Below are 16,106 nucleotides of genomic sequence, written 5' to 3'. Positions count from 1 at the left end.
GGAAATTCAAAAAGAGAAGGAAGATTTTATGATTGTCAAAACAGATGAAGATTTACAGGCATTAAAAGAAATTGGACGTATTGTCGCCATGATCCGCGATGAGTTGCGTTCTCAAACAAAACCAGGTGTCACGACGAAGGAACTGGACGATATCGCTGGTAAAATGTTTGAAGATCATGGAGCGATCTCGGGGCCAAAGGGAGAATATGACTTCCCAGGGTTTACATGTATCAGCGTAAACGAAGAAGTTGCACACGGCATTCCCGGAGAAAGAGTGATAAACGAAGGAGACCTTGTCAATATAGATGTTTCCGGATCTAAAAATGGATACTATGCAGATACAGGCATTTCATTCGTAGTCGGAGTGGGAGATACGGTCCTGACCGATTTATGTGATGCTGCATTAAAGTCATTCCAGGCCGGAATTCAAAAGGCAAGAGCCGGTTCTAAACAAAATGGCATCGGAAAAGCCGTAAATAATGAGGCGAGAAAAAATGGATTCACGGTGATCATGAATTTAACCGGGCACGGTATCGGACGCTCACTGCATGAAAAGCCGGATCACATCTTGAACTACTTCGATCCATGGGATAATGCCCTATTGAAGGAAGGAATGGTCATCGCGTTTGAACCATTCATCTCGACCAAAGCCCAAAACGTAGTCGAAAAAGGGGACGGTTGGACGTACATCACACCTGACAACAGCCAAGTTGCCCAAATCGAACACACCATCATCATCACCAAAAACGAACCCATTATCATCACAGAGTAAAGCAGTGAGGGACGGACCTTCATTCCTAGGAGCAGCTCCTAGGAATGAAGGTCCGTCCCTCTTTTTGTATATGTTTTGTATAACTATTGGTACAATCAGGATGTAAGAGAAAGGTCCTGTCCAATGTATTTCCGAGATATAGTGATTGTGTTTCATAGAAGAGGAATCTTCAGCTGTGTCAGGGAATAGGGAGTTTTTAAAATTTTACAAACAAAAAGATTGTCATAGGAAAAAAGTTGGGGTAAAGTAAAGATATTGATGTTGTACAAAAATTATACATACCAACCAAAAAATAACATGATTATCGGAGGCACCCCTTATGGCTGTATTATTCTCTAGAAAACCTAAGAGTGAACCTGTAGTGGTTCACGAATCAAATGTCATTGTCCTAAAAGACAAGAAACTGAATGAAAGGCTCCATTATATGCAGTTTCAAGAGCACCATCTCAAAGAACTAAAAGAGGTTCTCCCCGTTTACGAACAATTATCGGATACCTTGCTTGATATTGTACTCGATCACCTATACAAGCATCCCAGTTTAGTCGAGATAGCCGTGAATCATTCAAGTCGGGCACGATTAAAGGCCGTTTTCCATGATTATTTCCGGTCGTTATTTTCAGGAGAGCTGAATGATGAATATTTCGCAATGAGGGAACGAATGGGGAAAACTCATAATCGAAACGGGGTCACCATTGATTGGTTCATTTCGACGTACACCACGATTCAGCATTTACTCATTCCAAAGATTGTAGAATTATATCAAAGTGAACCATCCAAACTCGCATCTGTTTTAGTAGCGATTGATCACGGTATCCATTTAGATGCAAGCATCGTCTCAGAATATTATATTCAGAGCAGGATGGACGAGCTTGAAAAACTGCACCAGGAAAACCAGGCACTGCAACTCGAAATGCTCAACATGAATACAGAACTCGGTTCCTCCTTAAGTCAAACGGAACAGAGCCTGAATGAGACCGCAACCAAAGCAGAAAGCATCCGTGCCGAATCGGAAAATACTGAAAAAAGCAGCAAAAATCTTCTTCAACTTTCTAAAATGAACAAAAACCAAACGGATCATATGATTGAAAGCTTTGGCGTCATCACAGAACAGATCAAAACGCTCTTAAATGAAATCCAAGGGGTCAAGAACATTGCAGAACAGATCACACCTCTTTCCAACTCAATCCAGCAAATCGCCGAGCAAACCAATCTTCTTGCATTGAATGCCTCCATTGAAGCGGCCAGGGCAGGTAATGAAGGAAGGGGATTCGCGGTTGTGGCATCTGAGGTAAGAAAGCTTGCGGAAGATTCAAAAGAACTGAGCACGTCCATTCATCAGCTTGTGAATGAAAGCAATAAGCAAATCGGCGTTGTATCTAATCGCGTACGCAACATGACCGACCTGACCGAAAACTCACGTAAGGAAATCGGGAATGTCCAAAGCGGGATCATGACCGTGCAAATGGAAATGGAAAACTATATGGATATGTTTAAACGAAACCAATCCGAATTAAATCATATAGTGGAAGCCATCAAAAAAATCAACCATACAACCGATGAACTAGTTCAATTCGCTTCGACAATCATTCATAAAATGAACAAATAAAGAAAAAAGGGAAACCGGATAGTAACGGTTCCCCTTTTTTCTTTCACTATTAAACGATTTTCGTTTTACCGCATTCCTGACACTTCCGATAAAACTTCCCATCCAATACCCGTGATTTGAAAATATTATTTCCACATTCGCAACGACCACTATGCTCGTCGGGGTCATCTTTATAAAGTACAATCTTCTCTTCCTGTTTTTCCATCATCGTCTTCCTCCAGTACAAACCAACCTTCTTTCTTTAGTATAGAGGGAAGAAAGCAGCTTGTTAAGGAAAAATCGTCATGATTCGCCAATAAATTTGTTTACCTCCCTGTCTCTTTCACCAAAAGATGATCCTGTATGCATCTCTTTATCACTATTTAATTAAAAGAACACACATCTACCAATTTATCCATAAAAACCCTCTATAACTATAAAATTCTATATTTTTTACCATAGTATTCCTCTATATGATAGTTTATACAGGAAATCGCTTTCTATTACAGTAGTGAAATATTCTTGACGCACGATGTTAAAGTTCCTGTTATTGTATTGAGATTTTACTATGTTAGTATTTTCACTGTTAGCAAAAATAAATAAACCGCTAGCTACATAAGGAGGAATTTTTCTATGAAACTAAAAAAATCGATTATTTCTGTGGCTGCATTTACTACACTCGCAGTGTCTGGTGGAGCTAGCGCTTCAGCACAAAACATAGAAGTAAAAAAAGGCGACACATTATGGGGACTTGCAAAAGAATACGGAACATCTGTAGATCAACTTATGACATGGAACAATTTAAATTCGCACATCATCTATCCTGATCAGGAACTCACAGTTTCTTCCAAGGAATACTATACAGTCAAAAAAGGTGACACACTCTGGGGGATTTCCTCATTTTATGGAATTCCAGTGGACAGTTTAATGGGCTGGAACGCACTAGAAAGTGACCTGATTGTTCCTGGACAAGAGTTGGTCATCAACTTAGATAATAAAGCACCTTCAGCTACTGCAAATACTTCTGAAAAAGCAGAAGCTCCTGCTCCAGAAAAAGAAGCAGAAGTAGCTCCAGAAGCTGAAGCACCGGCACCAGCACCGGCAGCAGAGGAAGCATCAGCACAGCCCGAACCGGCTGCAACTGAGCAAGCAGTGAAAGAAATCACTGTAGAGGCCACTGCCTATACGGCAAGTTGTGATGGTTGCTCAGGTACAACAGCAACCGGAGTGAACTTAAAAGAAAATCCTGATGCCAAAGTGATTGCAGTAGACCCAAATGTCATTCCACTTGGATCTAAGGTGTATGTGGAAGGTTACGGCTATGCAACTGCAGCGGATACAGGCGGAGCAATCAAAGGGAACCGAATTGATGTATTTATCCCTTCAAAGGATCAAGCCGTTGATTTTGGGAGAAAAACAGTCAACGTCAAAATCCTTGAAACAAACTAAAGAAATCCAAACCACTGAGACGCTTCTCTCAGTGGTTTTTTTTCATGCCATTTTTTATCATCAATACCCATTTTGATCTACCTATTAAACCCAATCGAGCCATTATTTTGTCTTACTAATTATTCGTCTCTCACCAAAATTCTCCTTCACATGAAATACATAGAAAACAGTATCCTCAAGTCGTCGGAATAGAAAATATATTACATGCTTGTCATCTAATTGTTATGGGTTTATAAACAGTTTGTTATGTAACTGAGGTAAGTCTATGTTACTATTTCAACTGTTGGTTTCATTACCAATCACAAAAGGAGGAATTTGACAAGATGAAAAAAGTATTATTTTCCATTTTTTCCTTCACGGTTTTTCTTTCAATCGGACTTGCTTCTGCTTCTGCAGAAAGCAATGATGCTGCTATCAATGATTATCATAATATAGAAGAAGGCGACATCCTATGGGAAATCGCAAATCGATATCATGTGTCGATCGATGAGGTCATCACACGTAAGCAATTGTTAGAAGAAGGGGTTTCTGTGAATGATGAATCAGAAGAGGAACAGGCTGTAAAAGCGGTCAAGACAGAGGACCCTAAAAATGATGAAGTAGTGAAAGAATTAAACATCACGGCGACAGCCTATACGGCACATTGTGAAGGATGTATCGGTATTACAAAGACCGGGGTGGATTTACTCAAAAACCCTGATGCCAGAGTCATTGCCGTTGATCCACGTGTCATTCCATTAGGATCCAAGGTATATATCGAAGGGTACGGTTATGCAAGAGCAGAAGATACCGGTGGAGCAATTAAAGGAAACCGGATCGACATTTATATGGAGAAAGAAAAAGATGCCCTTCAATATGGGGTAAGAGATGTGAAAGTTAAAATCATAAAAGAATAATCTTTGAAAAGGGCGCCGAATCAGGCGTCCTTTTTCATGATTATTCTCTTATGAGGAGCAAAATCCGTTGTTATTTCCCTTTTTGTCCGATACCCTTTTGGGCAGACGGAGCAACGGATTTCAACTCAATTTCTTCACCCATCTGTTGCTGTGCTAATTTTTTTGCTGTTTCGTGCTGGCGATTATTTTTATTTTTCACTTGATTCCCTCCTTATAATGATTCTTTACTAGTATCTCCCATTAGACGCCATTTACAAAAAAAATCGATGACAATATTTCCAATTCATTCTTCATTCCAGCCCGTTCGATTCCATACCTCCATATCATTTCCTTCTATTATATATCTATCAGGGAAGACACCTCATAGGTACCCCCTGAGGTTTTCTCACAACTCATTATAAAACGCTTCCATTTCCAATTAAGTTTAGTGGAAGTATTTTGGTATGGAGGATAAATTCATCAAAAAGAAAAGGAATGAAAACGAAAAAATGACAAAGACTAATAAAATAAATGATGGTTTTTACTTGCAAAGATAAACTTCTTTCTGATAGGGTAACAAATGTTGGTTTTATAAGAGAGTGACAGGGGAATAGGTAAGAAGTAATCATTCCCTCATCCTCAGAATGCACATTTTCCCATCTGCATTAACTGAGACTCTTTCAACATGAGGGGCCGTTACAGTAGGTGTACATACCTATAGCAAACACCTCGAATCCCACTGTAGTTCCCTTCATTAAGAAAAGAGCAAAAAATCGCAAGAATATGGAAAGGAGAATTTTATGAAGAGGATATCAAATGTTTTCTGGATTACCGTTTTACTCGTTGCAGCTGCCGTTGCGTATGGCGCAATCGCACCTAAATCGTTTGAAAACGTAACAGCAAGTATGCAAACATTCATCACTTCAACTTTTGGTTGGTATTATCTTATTTTAGTTACAGTGATTGTCATCTTCTGTGTATTCTTAATCTTTAGTCCCATGGGAACGATTCGATTAGGAAAACCGGATGAAAAACCTGAATACACAAAAGGAACATGGTTTGCCATGTTATTTAGTGCAGGTATGGGAATAGGTTTAGTATTCTGGGGGGCAGCAGAGCCGCTGTCTCACTATATGACGCCTCCTATGGCAGAAGGGGGAACCGACCAGGCGATTAAAGAATCGATGCGTTATACATTCTTTCACTGGGGTATCCACGCATGGGGGATCTATGCGATCGTTGCTTTAGCACTTGCTTACTTTAAATTCCGTAAAGATGAGCCCGGCCTGATCTCAGCCACATTGAAGCCGATCTTCGGTGATAAGGTAAATGGGCCACTCGGAACGATCATCGACGTCCTGGCTGTATTCGCCACAGTGGTAGGGGTAGCGACTACCCTTGGATTCGGGGCAGCGCAGATTAACGGTGGACTTTCTTACCTGCTTGGTATTCCAAATAACTTCACCGTCCAGTCCATCATCATCGGGATTGTTACGGTTCTGTTCATGATTTCTGCTTGGTCCGGATTAAGTAAAGGAATCAAGTATTTATCCAATACCAATATGGTACTGGCGATCTTGCTTCTAGTATTGGTGTTCTTTATTGGACCGACTCTGTTAATCCTTAATATGTTCACTGATACCATCGGGGCTTATATTCAGAATATCGCCGCGATGAGCTTCAGGATTGCACCTTTAAATGAAGAGCATCGTTCATGGATCAATGGATGGACCATCTTCTATTGGGCATGGTGGATTTCCTGGTCACCATTTGTCGGGATCTTCATTGCACGCGTCTCGAGAGGGAGAACGATCCGTGAATTCCTTATCGGGGTCCTGCTGTTACCTGCCCTTGTCAGCTTCTTTTGGTTCGCTGTCTTCGGTACATCCGCGATTGAAGTCCAGCAGGCCGGTGCAGCTCTATCGGATCTGAAAACGGAAGAAGTTCTGTTTGCTGTGTTTAATGGATTTGAATGGTCGACCATTCTTTCTGTCATTGCCATCACGCTGATCGGAACGTTCTTCATTACATCTGCTGACTCTGCTACTTTCGTGTTGGGGATGCAAACGACTTACGGTTCATTAACTCCACCAAATTATGTGAAATTAACGTGGGGACTTGCACAGTCTACCGTGGCATTGATTTTATTATACAGCGGTGGATTACAGGCTTTACAGAACGCCTTGATTGTCGCAGCACTGCCGTTCTCTGTTATTATGGCACTGATGATGATTTCTCTGTATAAGTCACTGAACCAGGAGAAAAAAGAGCTTGGCTTATACATTAAACCTAAGCCGAGGAAAACGAAAGAACCTAAAGAACATATGTAAATGACTTAAAGCGCCTGGATGCTTCCAGGTGCTTTATTTTATAATTCGGACTTTTCATCTAGACGTTTTACTCATTTTTTCTTTTCATCACATGTCTGGAACCCTTGATTTATGCATCATCCAACTTTTTTTCAGGATAACAGTCTGAAATGTTTGCTGATTTTAATTAACCTACTTTTTGTCCACTACATACATTAATATCGTAGTAAGATAACTGGAGGTGACTGATGATGTATGGATATGGATACCCTGGATATGGATACGGCTGCGGTGGTGGCTACGGCGGTGGCTACGCTGGTGGATTTGCGTTAATCGTAGTTCTGTTCATCCTTTTAATTATCGTTGGAGCAGCGTTTGTTTGTTAACAATAAATAGATGATGGATAGGTGCCCCCTGCAGCAGTTGAAAAACCGCTGCAGGGAGCATCTTTTTTTATTTATACATAATCCATTGTCACAAAGGTATTCTCATATTAAAATACAAGGAGCATTAATAACCTTGTAAAGGATCGACTCCCATGACAAAAAAAACGGCTGGAAAAATACGCCCTAGCAAGAAAAAGCGATCATCACCTTTTAAAATAATCCTTATCCCCATCGTCATTTTAGCGATATATTATGCTGTCAATAATGGTGGCCATTCATATGACCTCTCATCACTTGGAAAAGAAGAGATCCCAGCAGAGTATATTCCCATCTACAAAGCTGCAGAAGACCGATACGGTGTACCGTGGTATCTGCTGGCTGCCCACCACCGGGTTGAAACGAAGTTCTCTAGCATGAGGACCCTCGTCTCTCCGGCAGGGGCAGAGGGCCACATGCAGTTCATGCCCTGTACCTTTGTCGGCTGGTCTCACCCAAGTTGCTCAGGACTGGGGAAGGGAAACATCCCTGAGGACCAAAAAACGGATCCTGCCGTCATTGAAAAATATGGAGGTTACGGGGTGGATGCAAACGGGGATGGAATAGCCGACCCTTTTCAAATAGACGATGCCATCTTCAGCGCCGCCAACTATCTCGCGCGAAATGGAGCTGCTGACGGTAAGATCGAGCAAGCCGTGTTTGCATACAATCACAGCGAGCAATATGTAGAAGATGTACTATATTATGCTGATCGGTTTGTGGAAGAGGAAGAAGAAGGTAAGCCCATGTAATTTCTTACTATTGTCACAATTTCCTTTAAACACCCATACTTATATGGGTGTTTTTTTGATATATTATTTACGCGGGATTTCCAAAAAAGGATTATTATACTAACTTCATGCTAAGAGGGGTACAAATGCTACTATTAAAAAAGAAAACTAAACACGAGATTGATAACAGGCTGGAATTAAAATCTAATGAAGTAAGAATAGCCGTTTCACAGGATGTCGTAAAACAATTGGATATGATTCAGTTGTCAAAAGAGGATTTGGCTGTATTATCGGCAACAAAACCTTATATAAAGGAAAACATTAAAGAAATCATTGATGGCTTCTACAATCCAATTGAACATAACTCTACGTTATTGGGGATCATAGAGAAATACAGCACCATAGATCGCTTAAAGCAGACGTTATCCATTCATGTCGTTGAAATGACCAATGGGATCATTGATCAGCCATTCATTGAAAAACGAAGAAAAATCGCTAAGATGCATATACATATCGGACTTCCAACCAAATGGTACATCGCTTCATTTCAGAACCTGCAAACCACCATTTTCAAAGTGATGTTCAGACACTATACGCATATGGATGATTATAATAAAGTCATTAATGCCTTCACAAAAATTTTAAATCTTGAGCAACAACTGGTTTTAGAAGCGTATGAAGACGAAATCGATGGTATAAGAGCTGAGTCACAACGTTTAAAAGAAAAGATGAACGAAAATGTACGTGAAGCCACAACAGGTTTATCGGCCATATCGGAAGAGTCAATGGCATCTTTGGATTCCATCAACGCGAGAATGAGTGAGGTCAGTTTATTATCGATAAAAGGGACTCAATCAATAGAAAAAATAAGTCACTTCTCCGTTGAGGGAAAAGACAAGATGGGTGTTCAGAAAGAACATATGAGTAAAATTCTGTCTGACATGAGAGAAATGCTGCATGAGATTCATCAATTGCAGCAAATTTCCAACCAAATATTCGATATCGTGTCAATTGTACAAACCATTGCAGAGCAAACGAATTTACTTTCCCTCAATGCAAGTATAGAAGCTGCCCGCGCAGGAGAACACGGGAAAGGATTTGCGATTGTAGCAGAAGAAGTGCGAAAGCTTTCCGAGCAGACCAAAAAATCTGTCACGAATGTATCCAGTCTCATTAACGGGACTAAATTACAGGTCGATAAAATATCCGGTTACATTGTTTCTGTGGAAGAGACTGCGAAGAGCGGGATGGACTCTACGAATAAAGCTCACGTGTTCTTTCAGGAGATTGTAGATTCCATCTATTTCTCCAAAAATCAAAGTGAGCAAATCGAAACAGAAATGAAAGAGATTTCCCTGGCCGTGGAGGAAATTTCTAATGCCATTTCCCATTTAACGATTTCCGCAGATCAATTGAGTCAATTAACAGCTGAATTATAATGTGGAAAAGGACCGATTGAAAGGATCGGTTCTTTTTTGCACATTTTGGACCATTCATCCAGGATATTGACAATAAGCTTTATAACATCAACTCCGATGAATTATGCATGATCAATCATTTTTTGCCAGTCGGACAATATCCATATACACTCACCCCATTAATTGTTATGATAAGGTTCTTGATTTTTTATCGTATGACAAAGGTGATATTTATGAAGATGACAGACATGATAGAAGAGTGGAAAACCGCTCTTGATATGGAAATCATGCAACTGAAGAAAAGAGAGACGACTGGAATTTCAATAGAAGAAGGAAGATGCATCCGAAAGGGGGAAGGTGCCTATATTTATTGGTTTACCCTTCCTTATCCTGCGACGCTTCCTGAGGGGGGCAGCGTCGTGTTTAAGCGAAAGCAATCCTCCACTCCGGGGATGGTGATCAGTTCAGAGGATCGCGAATGCATACTTGAATTCGATCAGTTCCTCGGGGATACTCTTTCATTTGGTCAGATCCTTCATGAGCCATGGGAGATTCTTGAGAAGCTCATGGAGCGATTGGATGAAGCCAAGGAACGTCATGGAAAAACACGGCGCATTCAGAAGGTGATGTTCCCGGACATGGATAAAACGCATCCTATGACGGAATATAAGACTCCCTTGCACGAAGCGTATGTCAGAAGCAAATATAATCCCGTAACCTACCTGTGGGGACCACCTGGTACAGGCAAAACCTATACGCTTGCCCGGGTGGCGGCTTATCATTATTCAGAAGGGCAAAAGGTGCTTCTTCTCTCCCACAGTAATGCAGCAGTGGATGTATTAATAGAAGAAATGCATCATTTCTTAAGCAGCCACGATCGCTGGGTGCCTGGAGAAGTCATCAGGTACGGGGCAAGCAGGAAAAACTATCGGGCAGGAGTCACGGATTTAAATGTGCTTCAATTACTGGAGAAAGAGGATCCAACTCTATCCGAAGAAAAAGGGAAAGTGGAAAAGTACAGAAAAAGACTCAAAAAAAAATTATCTAAAAACTATTCGGCATATGACTCAGATAGACTGTCACAGCTTGAAGTCCATTATCAAAAAATTAAAGAAACGTTTAAGAGAAGGGAAGGGGAGCTGGTATCGGAGGCAAAGGTGATCGGTACCACACTTTCTAAAGCCGCCATCGACCGACTTTTTTATGAAGATGAATTCGATCTTGTCATTGTGGATGAGGCAAGCATGGCGTATGTCCCTCAAGTAGCATTCGCTGCCTCCCTTGGAAAAAAGATCATCATTTGTGGCGATTTCAAACAACTGCCACCTATTTCAACATCCTTTCATCCATTGGCTGCCAAGTGGCTAAAAGAAGACATCTTTCATTCAGCGGGTGTCGCAGGGGCCGTCGAGAAAGGGTGGGATCACCCCCAGCTCTTGCTGCTTCCTGAACAGAGACGAATGCACCCCAGTATTTCGGCATTCACGAATCAATATATTTACCATTCAAGGGTGGGGGACCATCATTCAGTCGAAACCATTCGGAGGGGCATCACGAATAAACACCCTTTTCCCTCTCGGGGAGCGGTCCTGTTTTCACTGAAAGAAGGCACTGAATGGGCAGAAACCCAAAAAGGGTCAAGATGGAATGTGTTATCCAGCTTAGTCACGATCCAATTGACCCTCCTGGCAGTGGAGGATGGCTTGCATTCTATCGGGATTGTGACTCCATATCGCAGCCAGGCCAAATGGTATAATCTCTTACTGGATGAATTGGTAAAGAGTTCAGATCCTTCAGCTGACATCTATGCAGCCACGGTCCATGGCTTTCAAGGATCTGAGAATGATATGATATTATTTGATCTTGTTGATGGGGTTTCTCACGGCAAGCCGGGTACGCTGCTTACCCGAAAAGGGAGCGAGAGGCTGATCAATGTAGCCATTACTCGTGCGAGAGGGAAGTTTATTCTGCTTGGAAATGATCAGTTCATCAAGGAAAAGACACATCCGTCGAAACCGATCCATCAATTGATCTCGCATCTTCAACAGAAAGGGCATAAGGAAACGGGTGCTTCACTTATTCCCACCACTACAAAGAAGATGAAATGGGTTAGATCCAACGACCATAAAAAGCTGGAAAAAGATTTTAAAGCCGCTAAAAGCAAGATCATCGTGAATGTCCATGATATAAAAGATATTTCCGAAGATATGATGAATGCATTAAAGGTTGCTTCAGAGGTTAAGAGTGTCACCATCCTCTGTCGGTCCGGGACAGAATTACAATCATCTCCCAAGATCCAGCTAAAGAATTCGATAACATATATTCCTTTCATTGCCTTGGATGAAAAAGTGATTTGGTTCAATTCTTTCTCTAGGAGTGAAAACCCGTTCCCTTTCCAGGTGAGGATTTTGTCAAAAAAGATAACCGGCCAATTCTTCAAGATGATCCAAGAAAAATAAACGGAGTCCCCTTGAGACGAATACTTCTCTCAAGGGGACTCCGCTTTTTTAATTTTTCACTGAGATACACCAAGTTTGTTTCGAATGAACGTGACCAATGATTCCGGCGGGGACCCGGTGATGTTTAAGTTCTTCTATTAATCTTTCTCCTTGGGCCGCAGGTAAGCTGACGAGCAAACCACCTGATGTAATGGCATCACATAGAATCCATTGATCTTCCTGTGTAAGACCCGAATCATAATACACTTTGTCTTCAAGCCATGCATGGTTCGCTTTCGTTCCACCTGGGATAACTCCCAGATCTGCTAATTTTTTCGTACCTTCCAACAAAGGGATAGAGGAGTAGGAGAATTCGATTGACACGTGACTGCCTTTGGCCATTTCATAAGCATGCCCCATTAATCCGAACCCGGTCACATCTGTGACGGCATTGGGACGGAACCCTTGCAGTACTTCTGCAGCCTCTTTATTCAACATGCTCATTACTTCGATAACAGACGTTTCCTGGGCTGAGGTCACAACCTGACGCTTGATCCCTGTTGTCATGATCCCTACACCCAATGGCTTTGTCAGGACAATGACGTCTCCTTCCTTTGCCCCGGTATTGGTCCAATATTTTTCCGGATGCACGATCCCTGTCACGCTCAGACCGAATTTAGGCTCTTGATCGTCGATGGAATGACCACCCACTGTCACGGCACCGGCTTCGATCACTTTACTTTGTGCCCCTCTGAGAATGGCGGCGAGCATCTCGCTTCCCAGCTTTTTAATGGGGAAGCCTACAATGTTTAAGACCGTTTTCGGCGTTCCACCCATAGCATACACGTCACTTAGCGCATTCGCTGCGGCAATTTGGCCGAATTGGTAAGGATCGTCTACAATAGGTGTGAAGTAATCTACCGTTTGCACCATGGCAAGATCATCTGTCAGTTGAAAGATGCCACCGTCGTCTGACGATTCGTTCCCTACTAATAAATCTTTCGTAAATGGTTGAGGAGGTAGCTGACGCAAAACTTGCGTCAAGTCACTAGGACTAATTTTGCAGCCTCAGCCAGCCTTTGAAGAAAGTTCTGTTAACCGGATTATTTCTTCCTTGCTCATTCAGTTCACCTCTTTATGTATGAATAATCCCATTGTACAGGATGAAAATACAATTGAGCAAAAGAGAAGTATAGAGATGATTGGATTGAAGAAAGAAATGTATATTTGCACATGTATTTACTGTAATATAGAATGAAATCATACGATCAAAACACTTTCAGGATGGAAGGGGGAAGATGTTGATGAACAAAGTAAAAATGACAATAGAATTCTGCATGATGTGAAACTATGCACCTAAAGCCGCGAGTTTCGCGGAACAGTTATTCAATCACTTCAGGTCCAACTTGGAGGAATTGACGTTAGTACCGTCCTCTGGAGGCGCCTTCGAGATTACTGTAGGGGAAGAAAAGATTTATTCCAAGCTCGATACAGGTGTTTTTCCTGAAATCAACCGGATTATTTCAATCATCGAATCCCTGTAAACCAGGGAAAAAGGTCTTTAGCATGCTAAAGACCTTGGTTTGATTATGAAAATTATTCACACGACAATCCCTGAACCCGAATCACGAAGGATGAGGGGGTGGAACATTCCTTTTTAGGAACATTGATCTCGATTGTATGATGCTCAATGGAATAAGTGATGGATCGTTGCTTTAAACAAAAAGGAAAACAAATGGACCGTTTTCTGAGTTTACTTTCGTCTTTCAGCATGATTGATATCAATAATTGAGTATCCTTTTTCTTAATAATCAATTCCTCGGGACAAATATTCTCTGTCTCGATCTCCACTATGAACGATTCAGTCGTATCAAGGAAGTCGACACGAAATTCCTGTTCATCCAATTGAACCGTAGCTGGATCCAATAACCAATCCTTCATACTTTCCTCCCAGTTCTCTAAATAGAAATCCTCCTTATCCTTACTCATTTACACCTGACCCCCAACTACGTCTTTTACATATTGTATTCGTTCTAAAATAAATGGTGAGGGTGTTATAATGGGTAAAAAGAAGACAGGGGGAACAAAATGAAACATCTCGTCAGACACATACCACCCATTCATGAAATCCAGCAAACCACAAAATTCCATACTTTCCTCCGTCATCACGAGATTTCGACTGAAATAGGGACGGACCTCTTAAAAAAAGCGATATCATTTTGTCGGATCTCCATTTTGAATGATGAGTGGAAGGGACCTCATCCCTCATCCGAAGCATTTCTCGAAGAGGTGCTGGCCCGGGCAGAAGCCATGGTACACGAATCATATTTCCCGTCACTCCGAAGAATCATAAATGCCACAGGTACCATCTTACATACCAACTTAGGACGGGCACGCTTAGGTCAGGAAGCGATAAACCATGTCATTGAGGTTTCTTGTCAATTCAGTAATCTGGAATATGACATTGATGAGGGTGTCAGGGGCTCGAGGCACAGTCATGCCGAGAAGTTCATCTGTGAGTTGACAGGAGCGGAGGCGGCCATGGTTGTGAATAATAATGCTGCAGCCGTCTTTCTTATCCTCTCTGCACTTGCCAGGCAAAAAGAAGTGATCGTCTCCCGGGGGGAACTGGTGGAGATCGGCGGGTCATTTCGGATTTCTTCCATCATGGAAGAAAGCGGGGCTCTCCTCCATGAAGTGGGTACAACGAACAAGACCCATATAAGGGATTATGAAGAGGCGATGAACGAAGAAACCAGCATGATCATGAAGGTTCATCAAAGCAATTTCATCATAAAAGGATTTACAGCTTCCGTTTCTACCGATGAACTGGTTGAATTATCTCAATTGCATTCCGGTATCCTTTATTACGAAGATTTAGGAAGTGGTGCCTTTTACGACTTCACCCGGGCTGGGATCGGAAATGAGCCCATTGTCAAAGAAGTCTTAGAAAGAGGGGTGGACCTCGTCTCCTTCAGTGGTGACAAATTATTAGGGGGACCCCAGGCAGGAATCATTGCAGGAAAGAAGCGATGGATCGATCAGTTAAAAAAACATCAGCTTGCACGCGTACTCCGTGTCGACAAAATGACACTGGCAGCGCTGGAGATGACTCTCCTACAATATATCAAGGGGGAGGAACAGGTTAAAAATCCAACCATTGAATCCATCACCCGTTCCAAAGAAGCAATCCTGCATCAGTCCCGTCAGTTCGCAGAGGATATCCACTCCCTGCAAAAGGGGTACAGATCAGAGATTTTAGAAGGAAAGAGTCAAATTGGAGGAGGGACGATGCCGGAAGTTGAGCTGGACACATACACCGTTTCTGTCATCCATGATGGTATTTCCCCACAGGAAATACATGAGAAGCTTAGAAAGGGAAGCCCTTCTATTCTTACAAGGATTCAAGATGGGGTCGTCCTCTTCGATTTGCGGACTGTGTCTACGAAAGAACAAATGGAAATCATCCAAGCATTGCAGACAATGTAAGATACAGACTGAAAGGGAGTGCAGGCTTATAGACGCCTGCACTCCCTCATTTACATCTTACATATCGTGATGACTATTGTTTTTTTGTCGAGTATGGTTGCGGTTCTTAACCTTATGTGATCCACTTAGAGGCTCCGGCTGTCCTGATTGCTTTGGAGCGTTTTTACGCATATCTTTGCCATCGTTTTTGTTCATGTGTCATCCCTCCTGTTCTTTAGAATGCTATATAGATGAAAAGTTTATTCACTTGCATGGAATTCCCCTTCTTTGGACATACTAAAAAAGCTAATTTCTGAATAAGGAGAGATCATCCATGCCCTACCATAAAAATAAACAACAAGCGTTTCAAGCTGCTGAACAAAGTGTGACGGAAGTACAGAATACCATCAATGAGCTAGTACTCGACGGAGCAAGCTATGGTTCTCAACTGGCACATCTTAAGAACGAAGTGAATGAGGCCTATCAACAAATTGAAAATGCACTTGAAGTGGCTTCGGATACACAACGGGCACAACTTCAACAATTCAAATCCGATCTGTCTTCCATCGTGAATGAAGTGAATCAGCAATAGCTTTCATTATTTAATAAAACCCGCTCTGCTAGACTGACCTAGTCGTA

14 protein-coding genes and 5 pseudogenes are annotated in these 16,106 nt (G+C 41.8%); 14 read left to right on the top strand and 5 right to left on the bottom strand.

The genetic code is table 11. From position 1 onward, the window contains the following. Nucleotides 1–28 precede the first annotated feature (28 nt). The 3 genes and pseudogenes from map to CN378_RS23330 all read left to right on the top strand — a co-directional run bounded on the left by map (nt 29) and on the right by CN378_RS23330 (nt 2,378). Nucleotides 29–772 carry a type I methionyl aminopeptidase gene (gene map / locus CN378_RS11605; RefSeq protein ID WP_098352076.1) on the top strand — a complete coding sequence of 248 codons (744 nt, stop codon included), beginning with the start codon at nt 29–31 and terminating at the stop codon, nt 770–772. Nucleotides 773–1,091: 319 nt separating this feature from the next. Further along, nucleotides 1,092–1,616: pseudogene (locus CN378_RS23335) on the top strand (protoglobin domain-containing protein); the annotation flags it as partial. Nucleotides 1,617–1,631: 15 nt separating this feature from the next. Further along, the gene (locus tag CN378_RS23330) at nt 1,632–2,378 is read left to right on the top strand and encodes a methyl-accepting chemotaxis protein (protein ID WP_483295082.1); all 747 of its coding nucleotides are present in this window, start codon (nt 1,632–1,634) and stop codon (nt 2,376–2,378) included. 49 nt (nt 2,379–2,427) lie between these two features. On the opposite strand, the gene CN378_RS22605 is transcribed toward CN378_RS23330, so the two are convergent. Next, a complete protein-coding gene (locus CN378_RS22605) occupies nt 2,428–2,586 on the bottom strand; it encodes a DUF8096 family protein (protein WP_098352072.1) in 159 nt (52 codons plus the stop codon). Between the two features lie 926 nt (nt 2,587–3,512). Here CN378_RS22605 and CN378_RS23325 point away from each other — a divergent pair. Both CN378_RS23325 and CN378_RS23085 read left to right on the top strand, forming a co-directional pair. Further along, nucleotides 3,513–3,806: pseudogene (locus CN378_RS23325) on the top strand (3D domain-containing protein); the annotation flags it as partial. Nucleotides 3,807–4,129: 323 nt separating this feature from the next. Then, entirely contained in the window at nt 4,130–4,702 is a 573-nt protein-coding gene (locus CN378_RS23085; protein WP_098352068.1) for a 3D domain-containing protein, read from the top strand. 70 nt (nt 4,703–4,772) lie between these two features. Here the strand turns inward: CN378_RS23085 and CN378_RS22930 are convergent, their stop codons facing one another. After that, the gene (locus CN378_RS22930; RefSeq protein WP_257141111.1) at nt 4,773–4,901 is read right to left on the bottom strand and encodes a hypothetical protein; all 129 of its coding nucleotides are present in this window, start codon (nt 4,899–4,901) and stop codon (nt 4,773–4,775) included. Between the two features lie 580 nt (nt 4,902–5,481). On the opposite strand from CN378_RS22930, the gene CN378_RS11580 reads away from it, so the two are divergent. The 6 genes and pseudogenes from CN378_RS11580 (at nt 5,482) to CN378_RS11560 (ending at nt 12,020) form a co-directional block, all read left to right on the top strand. Next, nucleotides 5,482–7,011, top strand: coding sequence for a glycine betaine uptake BCCT transporter (locus tag CN378_RS11580; protein ID WP_098352066.1), 1,530 nt, complete (start codon nt 5,482–5,484; stop codon nt 7,009–7,011). Nucleotides 7,012–7,241: 230 nt separating this feature from the next. Beyond that, a complete protein-coding gene (locus CN378_RS11575) occupies nt 7,242–7,376 on the top strand; it encodes a YjcZ family sporulation protein (RefSeq protein ID WP_142323601.1) in 135 nt (44 codons plus the stop codon). Between the two features lie 152 nt (nt 7,377–7,528). Next, the gene (locus CN378_RS11570; protein ID WP_098352062.1) at nt 7,529–8,164 is read left to right on the top strand and encodes a lytic transglycosylase domain-containing protein; all 636 of its coding nucleotides are present in this window, start codon (nt 7,529–7,531) and stop codon (nt 8,162–8,164) included. Nucleotides 8,165–8,271: 107 nt separating this feature from the next. Continuing rightward, a pseudogene (locus tag CN378_RS23320) lies at nt 8,272–8,817 on the top strand (protoglobin domain-containing protein); the annotation flags it as partial. 318 nt (nt 8,818–9,135) lie between these two features. Beyond that, nucleotides 9,136–9,582 (top strand): annotated as a pseudogene (locus CN378_RS23315) (methyl-accepting chemotaxis protein); the annotation flags it as partial. Nucleotides 9,583–9,794: 212 nt separating this feature from the next. Further along, entirely contained in the window at nt 9,795–12,020 is a 2,226-nt protein-coding gene (locus CN378_RS11560; protein ID WP_179884885.1) for an AAA domain-containing protein, read from the top strand. Between the two features lie 48 nt (nt 12,021–12,068). On the opposite strand, the gene selD is transcribed toward CN378_RS11560, so the two are convergent. Continuing rightward, nucleotides 12,069–13,121: a selenide, water dikinase SelD gene (gene selD / locus CN378_RS11555; protein WP_098352056.1), complete on the bottom strand. Its 1,053-nt coding sequence runs from the start codon at nt 13,119–13,121 to the stop codon at nt 12,069–12,071. A 236-nt stretch (nt 13,122–13,357) separates the two neighbouring features. Here selD and CN378_RS11550 point away from each other — a divergent pair. Further along, a pseudogene (locus CN378_RS11550) lies at nt 13,358–13,543 on the top strand (Rdx family protein); the annotation flags it as partial. Nucleotides 13,544–13,595: 52 nt separating this feature from the next. Here the strand turns inward: CN378_RS11550 and CN378_RS11545 are convergent. Continuing rightward, nucleotides 13,596–13,988: an Hsp20/alpha crystallin family protein gene (locus CN378_RS11545; protein WP_098352052.1), complete on the bottom strand. Its 393-nt coding sequence runs from the start codon at nt 13,986–13,988 to the stop codon at nt 13,596–13,598. Between the two features lie 99 nt (nt 13,989–14,087). On the opposite strand from CN378_RS11545, the gene selA reads away from it, so the two are divergent. Further along, entirely contained in the window at nt 14,088–15,488 is a 1,401-nt protein-coding gene (gene selA, locus CN378_RS11540) for an L-seryl-tRNA(Sec) selenium transferase (protein ID WP_098352050.1), read from the top strand. Between the two features lie 57 nt (nt 15,489–15,545). Here selA and CN378_RS11535 read toward each other — a convergent pair whose 3' ends face one another. Continuing rightward, entirely contained in the window at nt 15,546–15,683 is a 138-nt protein-coding gene (locus CN378_RS11535; RefSeq protein WP_098352048.1) for a small acid-soluble spore protein P, read from the bottom strand. A gap of 118 nt (nt 15,684–15,801) precedes the next feature. Between CN378_RS11535 and CN378_RS11530 the strand changes: the two genes are divergently transcribed. Continuing rightward, the gene (locus tag CN378_RS11530; protein WP_098352046.1) at nt 15,802–16,059 is read left to right on the top strand and encodes a hypothetical protein; all 258 of its coding nucleotides are present in this window, start codon (nt 15,802–15,804) and stop codon (nt 16,057–16,059) included. Nucleotides 16,060–16,106 lie beyond the last annotated feature (47 nt).

It is taken from the genome of Bacillus sp. AFS015802 (assembly GCF_002561455.1).
Classification (GTDB): domain Bacteria; phylum Bacillota; class Bacilli; order Bacillales; family Bacillaceae_B; genus Rossellomorea.
The sequence above is the reverse complement of the archived record's forward strand: the minus strand, read 5'-3'. Positions and strand labels throughout refer to the sequence as shown.